This is a genomic window from Azoarcus sp. Soil_N_20 (assembly GCF_057656155.1).
Genome location: NZ_JBDGKX010000001.1, coordinates 361,272 through 374,110, shown reverse-complemented (window position 1 = coordinate 374,110; position 12,839 = coordinate 361,272). Strand labels below are relative to the sequence as shown.

Below are 12,839 nucleotides of genomic sequence, written 5' to 3'. Positions count from 1 at the left end.
CGGCACGGCATGGCCCGCGGATTCCGTGTTCACCGGCGCAACATGGTGAGGTACGCCGCGAACAGATCCCCCTCGGGTCGAGTGTAGTTCGGATCCGGGCGGATCATCATGGCATAGCAGAACTTCGGAAAGGATCCGAACTCGGCGACTGCCTGCTCGAGCGTGTAGCCGACGGAGGCGCAGGTCTTCTCCGGCGTACAGGTCGGTTCGGGACGCTGGTCGGTCCTGGCCGCCTCAAGGCGGGCCACGCGCGAATGGAGTCTCATGTCATTGATCCTTCGATTGGTCAGGGTTTTCAAGCGCAGCGATACGTGCGGCCAGCTGCTCGGTCTCGAGCGCGCGGCGGCGCGTCTCGAGCATGCTTGCCAAGGTTGAACCCTCGCTCGGCATGAGAGCACCTGTCGCGACGGCCTGAATGACCCGCTGCTGCGCTTGGGATACGCCCGCTGCGGTGGCGGTGTCAGGCAACCACGGAAGATGCACGGGCCGCTCCTTCGCCACCGGTACGAGTCGGTCCAGAATCAAGCGGACCGCGGTCATATCGCCCGCTTTCGCAGCATCGATCGCAATGCGCGTAATGTTTTCGGCATCGCCTTCCATCAGCGCGAGCACTGCGCGGGTCGTCCTGTTGAGTGCCCCCTTCGGCCTGCCCTTCGGGTTGCCGCTCTGGCCGGGCTTCCAGGCGGCCGGCGGCGTCTTTTGCGTACTCATACCCGTTGTTCTCCTTGTGTTGTTTCACTGTGGTCGGTGCGCGGAGCCTGTTTCGGTGGATACGAAGGTGAATACCGCCGCTGTCTATGCCGGCCCCCTGCGCGTCGGGTTGCGGGTGCTTACCGCATCGCTTCCCATGTGCGACACGACTCACCTTTGTCATCGGGTAGTTGTCGGAGTGGGTGGCCTGCGCCGTAAGCGTACGGCAGATCGTCGCGGCCGCTGCAGTATCCCTCAGCCATGCCAGGGCGAGCCAAGTGCCGGCATGTGGCGCAGCCCTGCAGCGGTTTCGCGAACAACGCCAGAATCACCAATTTGTGCTCAGCGATTACCGGCGCCCACTCCCGAACAGTTGCGGCATCACCGCGCAGCAATATTGCGCCGACCTCCGCAATGATCGTCAGGCCGGCACGGCTCGCTTGGGTCACGATGTCCTGCGCACTCATATCCGCATCTCCACTTCGCCCGGAACATGCGCTTCTCCCGCAACACCGCCACAACCCTCTGCCGGCGCGGGTATTGCCGTTGCGGCAGTGCTGTGCGTGACGGCTGGTGGCGCCACGTCCACAACGGTTGATCCCTGTCCTGGCGGGGTTTGTGGCGGTGTTGCGGGAGACATGGGGTCTACGGTCAAGTACCGGGCAAAGGCGTCGTCGAAGTCTCCACGCTCGTATCCCCTCAGCGTTGTTCCACCGATCCGGACGGTCTTGGGGGTGATCTTGAATTCCTTCAGCAGCTTGGCAATATGCTTCGATGTGATCGGCTTGTCACGGTAGTAGGTCGCCCAGGATTTCTCATCATCGCTGCACAGTGCCTCGATCAACCGCTCGGTCCCGATACGGTCGACGTGCATCTCGTCGAAGATGTCGCGGATGTCCTCAAGCAATTCCTGGCTGGCGGATTTCGCATCGTCTGCAGCGCCAGACAGGGCAACTGCCGACTTACGCGCAAGTTCGGGCCACCGGCCACCAGCGACATTGGCAATGGCTAGAAGGGGCTCCCAGTTGTCTGCGGCGCGGTCGTTAAGTATTTCGGGAAGCGCGGGACGCTGACCGCGGATCGCTCCGAGGTTGTCCCTGACAAAGCGGACAATTCGCTGTGACAGGCGTTCAAAGTCACACGGGTCTGCATGCCGCAATTTCTCTGCGCTCTCGCCGGGTAGTTTGCGGCGCAGCTCGATGATGATGGATCGATCATGCAAGGTTGTAGATTGACGGCCAATGGTGGCGATGGCTTTCGCGCCCCATGTCGAGAATCTTCTCGGGTCGAAACCCTCGCCCACCGTACGGATTACATACGCCGTCGCGCGGGTGTGCCCACTGTTAATGATGCCGTTCAGCTCGGGCGAAGCCTTCAAGAAAGTATCGCCCTCGTCAATCAACAAGGTGGGCCCCCATGCCTCGATGCTGCGAAACAGTGCAGCTGCGGTGATGTTCGCCGCCGGCAGTGTGCGATACGACAAACGATGGATGAGCTCCAGTGCGGTCGTTTTTCCGCATCGCTTCTCGGGAGACTTCAGCAGCAGGATGGGCGCTACCTGTGCTGCCTCGATGCCGTGCGTGAAGATGATCCACAGAGCCATCGCAGTGGCGGCGTGCTTCGGCAGAACGAGGAATCGACGGATGATTGCAACCATGTCGTCGAGCAGTTCCTCACCGCTCACCTTTTCAGCCCAGGGCGTGACGTCCGGAAACAGCACTGCATTGCCTGCTGCGTCGTCGGCGGCCGGCCGCCGACCCTTCACCAACTCGTCGAGGATCGACGTTCTGACGCCGATCTGTTTCGCAGCATCGGTGCGTCGTTTCTCATACTCCATAAGCGGCAGCGCGGCTAGTTCGGCCAGCAGCTCGTCATTGTCCTGTGGTGCCTTTTCGAGCTGCTTCTCGGCCTCCTCGTCGAGAAAGGATGCGCCTCTATCGAACTCGGCCATAACGCCCCCCCGCCATATCGACCGCCGATTGGATCCGCACCATCGCCCGCATCAGGCGATCATGGTCGGCCTCACTCAAGGGCGTGCCACGACGCAAGGCGCCTGCAGCGGCCGCAACGACGAGCGCCTCGAAAGCGATTGCGCGCAACACATCGGCCGCGGGAAACGGATGCCGCTCGGGTCTGGCGTAATCGGCCGCTCGTTCGGGGAACAGTGCCGTCCAGTCCATGTTCAAGGCGTCGAGAATTTCCTCAGTACTCGATCCGCCAAAGTCATGCATCAGGATGCGGCCATCATCGAGTTGGCGGATGGTCATGCTCGGGTTTTTGTCGCGGCGGGTCGGGCAGCTTGCGACCCAGCGTCCGGGGCCGGTCTGCTTGACGCGCTCCAGGCCGGACAGCAGAGCGTCAAGCTTGGCGGGGGCGCTATAATTGTTGTTCGTGGTGCAATTCCGACGGGCCGATTCCTTGGCGCGGGCGGCCCGTTTGTTTTGCGCTGCATAGATCGGTGCAGGAAGCTCGTCGGCTGCGGTAAAATCTGCATGGTCTTCTTCGCTCTCGATGGTCTTACGGATGGGTGCGAAGTTTTTCATGCTGCCACCTGCTCGCCACGCGCAAGTGCATCGATCTCGTCGGCGGGCCACAAAAGGAATCGGTTACGGGCTTTGACGGGAATCACCGAAAAGTAATGCCCGTCACGGCACAGTGCGGCGCGCAGCGTTTGCGGACGGACATGCAGGGCAGATGCCGCCTGCTCGGTTGAGAGGGTGCAGGCGGCAGCGGGAGCGTCATTGCGCCATGCGGTAGGGATGGTTGCTGCGTGCATTCGCGGGTTTCCTTTTCAGAAAACCACCGTCGAAGCCATGCTTAATTGCTTGGTTATTCAACGTTGGCGAAAGCCATTTAACTCATGGGAAAAGCGGGAAACATGTGATGGCGCCAAAACTCAAAAAGGCCTGAAACCTAGCAATAACGCTGGTTTCAGGCCTTTTCAGCCTTGCAATGTGAAAGAAGATTAGTGGGATTCCCAGTTTTCCCACTTTTCCCGGCTATCTCTTTCGCCGCCATCTGTTGCCTTGCAGTGCTTCCCGAAGCACAGTGTTCCCCGACACCGGACCACGCGAGCCCTTAATATCCCTTTTGCGCATTTCCGTCGATACGCGGTTTGCGATATCTTTCAGGCCGCCCCAGGCGCCGGCCTTCGCGTCATTCGAATCGAGTTCGTCTGCAATGGCGCGGGCTATCTCTTGCCACGTGATTGGCGTGGCAGAGCCCTCGGTTTGTTCTTCCTTCTCCGTACTCGACCTTTGTGCGGAACTTTGAGTGGTTGGCATCAGCAACGCTTCAAGCTCGTGTCTGCGTTGCCGTGCTCGCTCACGGAAATTGCCTTGGTCGGGATCGTCTCCGCCCTCAGTCTCGATGCGATCCAATATCGGTCCCACTCTGCTCAACAGGTGGAGTAGGGCGGCTTGGAACTGCGGAGACTCTTCGAGGGCGGAAAGCGCCTGCCGGTCGTCCTTCAACCATTGGCGAACATCCCGCTCCCTTTCGGCGGAAATCTGGCTCTGCAGCTCGGCATCCAGTCGAGCCACTTTACGTCGCCACGAATCATGTGTTCTCCACAGCGCTGCATGCGGGCCTACCAGATCAGCTTGTTGACCAACCAGCAACTGCCGCAGCCACGCAAACGGGTCGCTGATCTCGGCCGAGATTTCATGAGCACGAATCGGCGGTAGCCCGTCATCCTGAATGCCGTCGAGCCAATCCGTATCGGACGGTATCGCCTCGTACATGTCGGCCAACTGTTCGGTTTCTTCGTCCAAGTCCTCCTGCCACTCGGCGGGCGGTTGCTTCTTTGGCAGAATCATTCTGTGCGCTCCATCAGATAAAGGGGCCGCGCCACCGGGTGATGGTGTCCCGGTATTCTCCCCGTCGGGATAGGCGCGACATTGCTCGCTCAGCCGGTCAGTGCTTCGATGACGGCAGCCGGATTGCGCTCGATGACGTTCAGCAGCACCAAGGCGGGGCCGTGTGGCGTGCGGTCGCCTCGCTTCCAGTGGCGAAGCGTTGCGGTCGAGAAACCGAAGCGGGCGGCGAACTGCTCCTGCGTCATGCCGCGGAGGGCCTTCACATCCACCGGGCGCAGCCGGTGAATACGGGGTTCCGGCGGGCGCCATTCGGCGCGCTCGATGGCTTCCAGTAGTCCGCGCTTGATGCTCTCGAATGCAGTGCTCATGTCCGCTTTCCTCTCCACGCTTTGACGAGTAGCACGACTAAGCCCGCCAGTTCGTTACGTTCGGCCTTGCTCAGATTGGCGGGGTCGCCCTTGGCAAACAGCGTCAGCAGATACAGCGGCATTGCCGCGTCGTGAAAGTAGTGATGACCCGCACGCCACCGCGCTAACCTGCCTCCTGCGCCGCCAGCGCAGATTGCGCACGCCTCCCGTGCCTTCCATGAAGCGGCCGTCCTTCGGGTGCTACCTCAAGGTAGCGGATAATGTCCTTCTGCCTCGGTCAGCAGCTTGTCGGCGGTTCAGGTGTACTCGGCGAGTTTCGGCGACGGTCAGGACGGTTCGGAGTGTAATCCGCTGGAAAAGTTCAGGCATTACGCAGAGCCACCACGTTCGCGGCCTGCTGCTCGTTCTTCTCGATAGCGGCAATCTTGGCCTCCCATGCCACCAGCGCGGCGCGCTTCTCGTCGGTGTAGGCGTACCGGTCGTAATGGACTGCCTGCACTCCACTGATGCCGTGACTCAACAGTTGGGCGCGGGTGTCCTTGCTGATACCCATGCTGGCAATCATCGTTTCGCAAGTGCGGCGGATATCTCGCAGGCAGAAGGGTTCGCCCTTCATGCTGGTGCTTATCTCCGTAGTGCGCTTGCCCGGCGTCGTTTCGGTCATCGCCACCGTGCCATGCTTAGAGAATAACCACTTGCTGCCCACGTCACCCGGCATCTCGCCAACGTCGGCGGCGCGCTTCTGCTCGCGCTCTTTGACGCGGGCCACTAGACCGGCGACAAGCGCGGCGGCTCTCGGTGCAAGTGGCAACAAGTGTTCGCGGGGGGTTTTACGCTTGCCCTTGCCATCCCACAGTCGAAGGATTGCGGTATCCGGGTTGTAATCGCTCACCTTGGCGCGAAGCAGTTGGGCCATGCGCTGCCCACCGGCGAGCAGAGCGAGGCGCAACGCCTTGTCGGGCAGTTCGCCGCCGAGGGCAAGCACGTAAGCGCGCAGCTCGTTGGCGCTCAGGGTTCGATTGCGGGCCCGCACGGCGATTGCCGGGATGGCATCCACAGGATTGTGATCGATGCCGAAGGGAATCAGGTCGGCCGGCATGGCCGAGTCGAACGGCGCGCGCTTGGCGCAGTTGAACGCGGCGGACAGGTACGAGCGCAGCACGCCGGCCATGCGTTCCTTTCCGGCCTCACGCACCTTGCGCACGATTGCGGCGACTTCACGCGGCGTGACGTCGCGGGCCGGCTTGTCGGCGAGCTCGGCCTGCGTCTCGAACACATGGCACTTGAACGCGGAACGGGCCTCCGCGGCGCTCTTGGCCTTACCTTGGGCCTCCATGTGGGCCACGTAAGCGTTGCACAGCGCCCGCAGGGTGTAACGCTGTCGGCGCTCCTCCTCGGCCTTGGAGGCCTCGCGTGCGGCCACCCTGGCAGCCTCCCCGGCGGCGCGCGCCTCCTCTTGCTGGCGCAGCACTTCGCGAGGATCTTTGCCTTCATCAACCCATGCTTGATACACGCGCGCCGTGCGTTTGGCGGCCTGCAGCCCTTCGGCATTCGCCTCGCCGAGCGCTATCCGGATCTCGCGATAGTTCAACGTCGAGACGAACATGAACACCTTGGAGACGCCACCGCGGGCCGGGCGTGCCCTGACGGCAAGGTGCGTTTCTGTGTCGCGCAGCCACTCCTCGCGAGCGGGCTTGTAGTTCGTCACGCGGTTCTCTGTCAGGCGTTCCCGCGGCATGGCCGACTCATTTGGGTAGGAATTGGGTAGGAATAAACTGCATTCTACCGCATTCATCGACATGCATGTAATTTAGCTAACGTAAGTTTTTCAACAGCTTACTTAAATATATGCATACCGATCAACGCCGAAAGCCGGGGTGACTATTGACTCTTAATCAGTAGGTCGTAGGTTCGAATCCTACTGCCCCCACCAAGGAATAAATGCAAAAGGCCAATCCTTCGGGATTGGCCTTTTGCATTTATTCCTGCCCACTTTACCGGGCTATCTCCCGTTTCCGGTGCGATGGTCGGTGGGCGGATTCGCCGGCACGGATGAATTCGCCGTCGACCTCGCCGCTGTCGGCCTGCGTCTGGCGCGATTCGCCGACTTCAGCGCGGTCACGATCAAGGCCACCAGCGCACCGAGCGCCAGCAGCGGATCGATCAGATAGTCCCACAGATTGGGCGAGGCCAGCAGGTGCAGACGCCACGCCGGCAGGGCGAGCACGACGGCGAGCGCGAGCACGCGCTTACCGGCCAGCCAGGCCATCAGCGCGGCAACGCCGGCGAGCACGGGCAGGGTGGCGCCGCCATAGCCCCATGCATAGGGGTCGACCGGCCCCAAGCCGAGTGCCGGCGGATAGAACAGCACACCGACCACGCACGCCAGGGCAGCGATCGACACCCGCTCGCCGCGCGCGAACAGCCCGCGTTGCGCTGCTCGCGCGATGAACAGCACGGCCACCACCACCAGGGTCGCCACCGACAGCCCGGCGAACAACCCCCGCAGCACACCGATCAGACTGATGCCGGCCACCGGAATACTGATCGCGACGACAACCGCAGCCAGCACCGCAGCCGCACGTCGCGGGCGGCCACCGAGCCCCGGCACGCACAGCGCCAGAGCCAGTGCCCAGGCCAGCGTATCCGCCACGAGCGCGATCACAGCCGCGCCTCCAGCCAGGCACGGTTAAAGCTCAGGTGGCGCACGAAGGAGCGGTTCCAGGTGTAGACCAGATGAAAGTCGCCATTGCCCGCACGAATCAGGTGCGGATAGTCGTATTGCCAGCTGCACAGGTCGCCCCCACCACACAGGTTGCGCTCGGCATTGGCCGCAATCGCAGTGCGTGCCGGTCCCGGCCCGAGCGCATCGAGATCGCCCGCCAGCAGCGGACGAAAGCCGTCGATCTCGAGTTCGTGGCCGAGCAGCACCTGACGGTCCTCGAAGCGATGGATCACCCGCCAGTGGCGGCCCTCGTCCGCGCTGACCAGTAGCGACAGGCGCAGGCGCTGGTCCTCGGTATCGTTGGCCACCGCGATCAGGCGACCGTCTTCCAGGCGTACCGCGGCCAGTGCCGAATTCGGATTGGGCAGGTCGGTGGATTGCGGAGTGCTCCAGCTACGGCCACCGTCCTGCGTTGCGCTGCGCCAGGCACGCGGCGGGCTTTCGGTGGCGTCGCGCATCAATGCCACTGCGCGCTGCGCATCCTGTACCAGCACCACCGGCTGCAGCGTGCGGTGACCGTGATCCATGCGGACCTTGCGTCGCACCTCGCCGGTCTCCGACAGCACCAGCAACTCGGCAAACTTGCCCGCCAACTCGTGATAGACCGGCATTCCGATCTCGCCGTTGTCGAAGAACACCGGTGCGCCCTTGACCAGCGTACTGAGATTGATGAAGGGCGAGGTCACCAGGCGGGTGGCCGGCAACCAGCTACGGCCCAGATCGGGCGAACGCAGCAGGTTGAGATGGCTCGTGGCCCAGCCGCCCATGGTCACGCTGACGTAGATCACCCACAGCTCGCCACGCGGGGTGACGAAGGCCACCGGATTGCCCATCTTGCGCACCAGCAGGCCGAGGTCGCGCGAGCTTTGCGCGGGCGAGGCGATCGCCTGCTGTGCGCCCCATGCCGCCGCACCGGGGTCGCGAAACGCGGCATAGATCTGCACCTCGGTGCCACCTTCGCGCTCACCACCGAACCAGGTGGCGAACAGCCGTCCGTCGGGCAGCGCGGCAATCGATGCCGCGTGCACCCGCGGCGGTTCGGCGGCATTCACGATCGCACTGCTCAGTACGGCTGTGGCACTGCCGGCCGAGGGGGACGGCGGCAGCGCGAAACCCGCCGCCGGAGCCGGGCCCAGGTCCGGCCACACGGTCCAGGCGGTGGCGAGGACAATCAGGCTGCCCCCGAGCCAGCGTAGTGCGTTCATTGTCCGACCTTGAGCAGGAAATACGACGTCAGCGTTTCAGGGCGGTGCGCCGGATCGAGGAAACGGCCATTCAACCGGGTAACGCGAAAATCCGGATTGCTCGCCAGTACCTCGGCGTGCAGCCCGGCGGCCTCGACCGCCTCGCGCCCGCGCGCCGACGTGTAGACCACCACCGGGGATGCCATGGAGCGAAGCTCGGCCACGCTCAGGGTCGGGGTCAGCCGCGCGGTGGTGAAATCGAAGCTGCCCGCGCGCCCAAGACCTTCGAGATAGAACACGGTAGCGGGCTCGACGCCAAGGTGCTTGACCGCATCGCCCAGCATGTTGCCGGCCTGATAGCGCAGCAACTGCGGATAGAAGTTGAAATTGAGCAGAAAGTTGAACACCGCGGCCACCGCCAGTGAGGCCATCACGACGCGCGCACCGCCTTGCCGCCGGCTCGCCAGCGCCACGCCGGCCAGCGCGAGCACCACGGCACCGCCCGCCACCCCGACACTGCTCAGCGGAAACGCCCAGCCGTTGATCGCCACCGCCAGCACCACCAGGAGCGCGATGGCGGCGCCCTGCACGATCCACAGCGCCCGCGTGGCCGGGCGCTCGATGCGCGGCGCCAGCCAGCCAGCGAGCAGGATGGAGAACAGCGGCAGCAGGATGTTGAGATAGTGCGGGAGCTTGAACTGCGAACTGGAGATGATTGCGAACAGGACCACGATGGTACCGAAGGTCAACACCTCTTCGCCGGCCTGCAACCGCAGCCCGCCACCGATCACGCGACCACCATGGACCGCCAGCGCCCACAGGGTCAGCAGCGACCACGGCAGGAAGGCCCACAGGAAGGTATGGAAGAAGAACAGCGGATCCTCGGCCCCGGCATTACCGAAACGCTCGCCGGCGAGCCGCTCGAAATTCTGCGACCACAGGATGAACTTCACCCCGTCGGCGCCGAACTGGTGGTGGTAGGCAAACAGCACCGGCGCGGCAAAGGCCAGCACGATCGGGGGCAATGCCAGCCAGCGTGGATCGAACAGGCGCGCCCAGTCGCGGCGGTACAGCAGATGGACGAAGATCGCGATCGCCGGCATCGCCACCCCGATCATGCCCTTGGTCGAAAAACCCAGCGCCAGACCGAGTCCGGCCAGCACCAGGTTGCGCCAGCGCCCGGCGGCGACGAACGCGGCCAGCTGCCAGATCGAGAAGATGATCGCCCCGGTGAGCAGCGCATCCATCCGCACGTCGTTGTTGGCGATCACGAAGGCGAGCGCGCTGGCGAGGATCAGCCCGGCCAGACGGCCGACCTCGGCCGAGTGCAGCAGGCGACCGAGTTGCGCCGTGGAATACACCGCCAACACCGAGAACAGCAGCGAGGGCAGCTTGTAGGCGAAGGGGGTGACGCCGAACAACTTGAACGCGGCCGCCGTCAGCCAGAACAGCAGATGCGGCTTGTCGAGGTAGTCCTGCCCCTGGGTGACCAGTTGCAGCCAGTCACCCGACAGGTACATGTGCAGCGCGATGCCGGCGTGATGCGCGGAATCGTTGTTCATCAGCGGCACCAGCGCCCCGCCGACATACCCCACCAGCAACAGCAGATAGCAGGTCAGCGTGCTGCGCGCGTCCAGCCGCACGCTCAGGCTCCGTAGTAGGCGCGATACCAGGCGACGAAACGACCCACTCCGTCGGCAACGCTGGTGGCCGGCGCGAAGCCGGTCCACGCGTTGAGCTCGTCGGTGTCGGCATAGGTGGCAGGCACGTCGCCATCCTGCAGCGGCATGAAGTTCTTCTCCGCGGTCTTGCCCAGCGCGGCTTCGATCGCCTCGACGAAACCCATCAGCTCCACCGGATTGTTGTTGCCGATGTTGAACACCCTGAACGGCGCCTTGCTGCGACCGGGATCGGGCCGGTCGGCATTGAAGGCGGGATCGGACTCGGCCACGTGATCGAGGGTGCGGATCACGCCCTCGACGATGTCGTCCACATAGGTGAAGTCGCGCTTCATCCTGCCGTGGTTGAACACGTTGATCGGCTTGCCTTCGAGGATGGCCTTGGTGAACAGGAACAGCGCCATGTCCGGCCGGCCCCAGGGTCCATACACGGTGAAGAAGCGCAGACCGGTGGTGGGCAGCTCGTAAAGGTGGCTGTAGGTATGCGCCATCAGTTCGTTGGCTTTCTTGGTGGCAGCGTAGATGCTCACCGGATGATCCACGCTGTCGTGTTCGGAGAACGGCATCTTGGTGTTGCCACCGTACACGCTGGAACTCGACGCATAGACCAGGTGCTCCACCCGGGAATGGCGGCAGCCCTCGAGGATGTTCATGAAGCCGACCACGTTACTGTCGATGTAGGCGTGCGGATTCTCCAGCGAGTAGCGCACCCCGGCCTGGGCGGCGAGGTGGATCACACGGTCGAACCTCTCCTCGGCGAACAGGCGCTCGATGCCGGCGCGGTCGGCCACGTCCATCTTCACGAAACGGAAGGCCGGATGCGGCGTGAGCCGGGCCAGACGGCTGTCCTTCAGGCGCGGATCGTAGTAGTCGTTGAGGTTGTCGAGGCCGACCACTTCATCGCCCCGGGCGAGCAGGCGTTCGGAAGTGTGCATGCCGATGAAGCCGGCGGCGCCGGTGACGAGGATTTTCATGGGGAACAGGATGCCGGAGTCGAAAAGTGACGCGGATTATCTCACGAGCCTCATGACGGTTGCCCGCCGATCATGTCACGCCCTTATACTTTCGCGGTTCCGTTTCCGTCGGCCCCGATGCTTCATCGCCTGCCTTACTCCCTGCTCTGGTTGTTCGCACTGCCTTTCGTCCTGCTGCGCCTGCTGTGGCGGGCGCGCCATCAGCCGGCCTATCTGCGGAATGTGCGCGAACGCTTCGGCAGCTACGCGATCCGCGCCCCCGGGCCGGTGCTCTGGGTTCATGCGGTGTCGGTGGGTGAAACCCGTGCGGCCGAGCCGCTGATCCGCGCCTTGCTGGAGCGCTGGCCCGAGCATACCGTGGTGCTGACCCACATGACCCCGACCGGACGGGCCACGTCGAAAGCCCTGTTCGGCGACGAGTCGCGCGTGTTGCGGGTGTATCTGCCGTATGACTTCGGTTTCCTCGCCGGCCGTTTCCTGCGCCACTTCCACCCCTCCTTCGGGGTCATCATGGAAACCGAACTGTGGCCCAATCTGCTCGCCCGGTGTCGCCGACACCGGATCCCGGTGCTGCTGGCCAATGCCCGCTTGTCGGAGCGTTCGGCCCGCCGCTACGCCCGGGTGCCGGCATTGACCGGGCTGACCCTCGGCGCATTGAGCGCCATCGGCGCGCAGACCGCCGCGGACGCCGCCCGCCTGTCCGCCCTCGGTGCGCGGCGGGTCAGTATCACCGGCAACATCAAGTTCGACATTGCCCCGCCCGAGAACGCCGTGGTGCTGGGCGCGAGCTTTCGTGCACTTTGTGGCGCCCGCCCGGTGATTCTTGCCGCCAGCACCCGCGAGGGCGAAGAGGCACTGCTGATCGCGGCGTTCGGCCGGCGGGCACCGGACGACGTGCTGCTGGTGCTGGTGCCACGTCACCCGCAACGCTTCGATGAGGTCGCCGCCCTCGTCGAGCGCGCCGGCCTCAAACTGCAGCGGCGCAGCGACAATCGGCCGGTCGCCGCCGACACCCGGGTCTGGCTCGGCGACTCGATGGGTGAGATGTTCGCCTACTATGCCGCTGCCGATGTGGCCCTGATCGGCGGCAGCTGGCTGCCGTTCGGCGGCCAGAACCTGATCGAGGCCTGCGCCGTAGGCACCCCGGTGCTGGTCGGGCCGCACACTTACAACTTCCAGCTGGTGGTGGAGCAGGCGATCGCAAGCGGTGCCGCGCACGGACAGGAAACCGTCGACCAGGGCATGCGTTGCGCGCTCGCCCTGCTCGACGACCGGCCCCGCCGCGAAACGATGGCACAGGCCGGGCTCGACTTTGCCGCCACCAACCGCGGCGCCACCGAACGCACGATCGGCCTGCTCGCGGAACTGTCCCCCTGAAAATCCGCGGGATCGGCTGCCACG

15 protein-coding genes are annotated in these 12,839 nt (G+C 64.0%); 1 reads left to right on the top strand and 14 read right to left on the bottom strand.

What is annotated here, in order from left to right; all coding sequences use genetic code 11:
* Positions 1-29: 29 nt before the first annotated feature.
* The 14 genes from AC3A35_RS01740 to AC3A35_RS01675 all read right to left on the bottom strand — a co-directional run bounded on the left by AC3A35_RS01740 (position 30) and on the right by AC3A35_RS01675 (position 11,438).
* Positions 30-266 (bottom strand): hypothetical protein, encoded by a 237-nt coding sequence (locus tag AC3A35_RS01740; RefSeq protein ID WP_487434103.1) that lies wholly within the window; start codon positions 264-266, stop codon positions 30-32.
* A gap of 1 nt (position 267) precedes the next feature.
* The gene (locus AC3A35_RS01735) at positions 268-711 is read right to left on the bottom strand and encodes a DUF5681 domain-containing protein (RefSeq protein WP_487434102.1); all 444 of its coding nucleotides are present in this window, start codon (positions 709-711) and stop codon (positions 268-270) included.
* Between the two features lie 119 nt (positions 712-830).
* Positions 831-1,157 (bottom strand): hypothetical protein, encoded by a 327-nt coding sequence (locus tag AC3A35_RS01730; protein ID WP_487434101.1) that lies wholly within the window; start codon positions 1,155-1,157, stop codon positions 831-833.
* Complete coding sequence (locus AC3A35_RS01725; RefSeq protein WP_487434099.1) at positions 1,154-2,641, bottom strand: DUF3631 domain-containing protein; 1,488 nt, start codon at positions 2,639-2,641, stop codon at positions 1,154-1,156. The genes AC3A35_RS01730 and AC3A35_RS01725 overlap by 4 nt, the downstream gene beginning before the upstream one ends.
* On the bottom strand, positions 2,625-3,233 hold the full coding sequence (locus AC3A35_RS01720) for a hypothetical protein (RefSeq protein ID WP_487434098.1): 609 nt from the start codon (positions 3,231-3,233) through the stop codon (positions 2,625-2,627). The genes AC3A35_RS01725 and AC3A35_RS01720 overlap by 17 nt, the downstream gene beginning before the upstream one ends.
* Positions 3,230-3,466 carry a hypothetical protein gene (locus tag AC3A35_RS01715; RefSeq protein WP_487434097.1) on the bottom strand — a complete coding sequence of 79 codons (237 nt, stop codon included), beginning with the start codon at positions 3,464-3,466 and terminating at the stop codon, positions 3,230-3,232. Before AC3A35_RS01715 ends, AC3A35_RS01720 begins: the two co-directional genes overlap by 4 nt.
* Positions 3,467-3,689: 223 nt before the next feature.
* Positions 3,690-4,508 (bottom strand): hypothetical protein, encoded by an 819-nt coding sequence (locus tag AC3A35_RS01710; RefSeq protein WP_487434096.1) that lies wholly within the window; start codon positions 4,506-4,508, stop codon positions 3,690-3,692.
* An 89-nt stretch (positions 4,509-4,597) separates the two neighbouring features.
* A complete protein-coding gene (locus tag AC3A35_RS01705) occupies positions 4,598-4,876 on the bottom strand; it encodes a helix-turn-helix domain-containing protein (RefSeq protein WP_487434095.1) in 279 nt (92 codons plus the stop codon).
* Entirely contained in the window at positions 4,873-4,998 is a 126-nt protein-coding gene (locus tag AC3A35_RS01700; protein ID WP_487434093.1) for a hypothetical protein, read from the bottom strand. Before AC3A35_RS01700 ends, AC3A35_RS01705 begins: the two co-directional genes overlap by 4 nt.
* 239 nt (positions 4,999-5,237) lie before the next feature.
* Positions 5,238-6,614 (bottom strand): tyrosine-type recombinase/integrase, encoded by a 1,377-nt coding sequence (locus AC3A35_RS01695; RefSeq protein ID WP_487434092.1) that lies wholly within the window; start codon positions 6,612-6,614, stop codon positions 5,238-5,240.
* Between the two features lie 264 nt (positions 6,615-6,878).
* Positions 6,879-7,541, bottom strand: a complete 663-nt coding sequence (locus tag AC3A35_RS01690) for a hypothetical protein (RefSeq protein WP_487434090.1) — start codon at positions 7,539-7,541, stop codon at positions 6,879-6,881.
* The gene (locus AC3A35_RS01685; RefSeq protein ID WP_487434088.1) at positions 7,538-8,806 is read right to left on the bottom strand and encodes a sialidase family protein; all 1,269 of its coding nucleotides are present in this window, start codon (positions 8,804-8,806) and stop codon (positions 7,538-7,540) included. The genes AC3A35_RS01690 and AC3A35_RS01685 overlap by 4 nt, the downstream gene beginning before the upstream one ends.
* Complete coding sequence (locus AC3A35_RS01680; RefSeq protein WP_487434087.1) at positions 8,803-10,428, bottom strand: ArnT family glycosyltransferase; 1,626 nt, start codon at positions 10,426-10,428, stop codon at positions 8,803-8,805. The genes AC3A35_RS01685 and AC3A35_RS01680 overlap by 4 nt, the downstream gene beginning before the upstream one ends.
* A gap of 2 nt (positions 10,429-10,430) precedes the next feature.
* On the bottom strand, positions 10,431-11,438 hold the full coding sequence (locus AC3A35_RS01675) for an NAD-dependent epimerase (protein ID WP_487434086.1): 1,008 nt from the start codon (positions 11,436-11,438) through the stop codon (positions 10,431-10,433).
* Between the two features lie 117 nt (positions 11,439-11,555).
* On the opposite strand from AC3A35_RS01675, the gene waaA reads away from it, so the two are divergent.
* Positions 11,556-12,815: a lipid IV(A) 3-deoxy-D-manno-octulosonic acid transferase gene (waaA, locus tag AC3A35_RS01670; protein ID WP_487434701.1), complete on the top strand. Its 1,260-nt coding sequence runs from the start codon at positions 11,556-11,558 to the stop codon at positions 12,813-12,815.
* Positions 12,816-12,839: the final 24 nt, after the last annotated feature.

Coding starts and splice junctions, on each gene's coding strand:
- AC3A35_RS01740 (WP_487434103.1), bottom strand. CDS start 266: ATGAGACTCCATTCGCGCGTGGCCCGCCTTGAGGCGGCCAGGACCGAC.
- AC3A35_RS01735 (WP_487434102.1), bottom strand. CDS start 711: ATGAGTACGCAAAAGACGCCGCCGGCCGCCTGGAAGCCCGGCCAGAGC.
- AC3A35_RS01730 (WP_487434101.1), bottom strand. CDS start 1,157: ATGAGTGCGCAGGACATCGTGACCCAAGCGAGCCGTGCCGGCCTGACG.
- AC3A35_RS01725 (WP_487434099.1), bottom strand. CDS start 2,641: ATGGCCGAGTTCGATAGAGGCGCATCCTTTCTCGACGAGGAGGCCGAG.
- AC3A35_RS01720 (WP_487434098.1), bottom strand. CDS start 3,233: ATGAAAAACTTCGCACCCATCCGTAAGACCATCGAGAGCGAAGAAGAC.
- AC3A35_RS01715 (WP_487434097.1), bottom strand. CDS start 3,466: ATGCACGCAGCAACCATCCCTACCGCATGGCGCAATGACGCTCCCGCT.
- AC3A35_RS01710 (WP_487434096.1), bottom strand. CDS start 4,508: ATGATTCTGCCAAAGAAGCAACCGCCCGCCGAGTGGCAGGAGGACTTG.
- AC3A35_RS01705 (WP_487434095.1), bottom strand. CDS start 4,876: ATGAGCACTGCATTCGAGAGCATCAAGCGCGGACTACTGGAAGCCATC.
- AC3A35_RS01700 (WP_487434093.1), bottom strand. CDS start 4,998: ATGCCGCTGTATCTGCTGACGCTGTTTGCCAAGGGCGACCCCGCCAAT.
- AC3A35_RS01695 (WP_487434092.1), bottom strand. CDS start 6,614: ATGCCGCGGGAACGCCTGACAGAGAACCGCGTGACGAACTACAAGCCC.
- AC3A35_RS01685 (WP_487434088.1), bottom strand. CDS start 8,806: ATGAACGCACTACGCTGGCTCGGGGGCAGCCTGATTGTCCTCGCCACC.
- AC3A35_RS01675 (WP_487434086.1), bottom strand. CDS start 11,438: ATGAAAATCCTCGTCACCGGCGCCGCCGGCTTCATCGGCATGCACACT.
- waaA (WP_487434701.1), top strand. CDS start 11,556: ATGCTTCATCGCCTGCCTTACTCCCTGCTCTGGTTGTTCGCACTGCCT.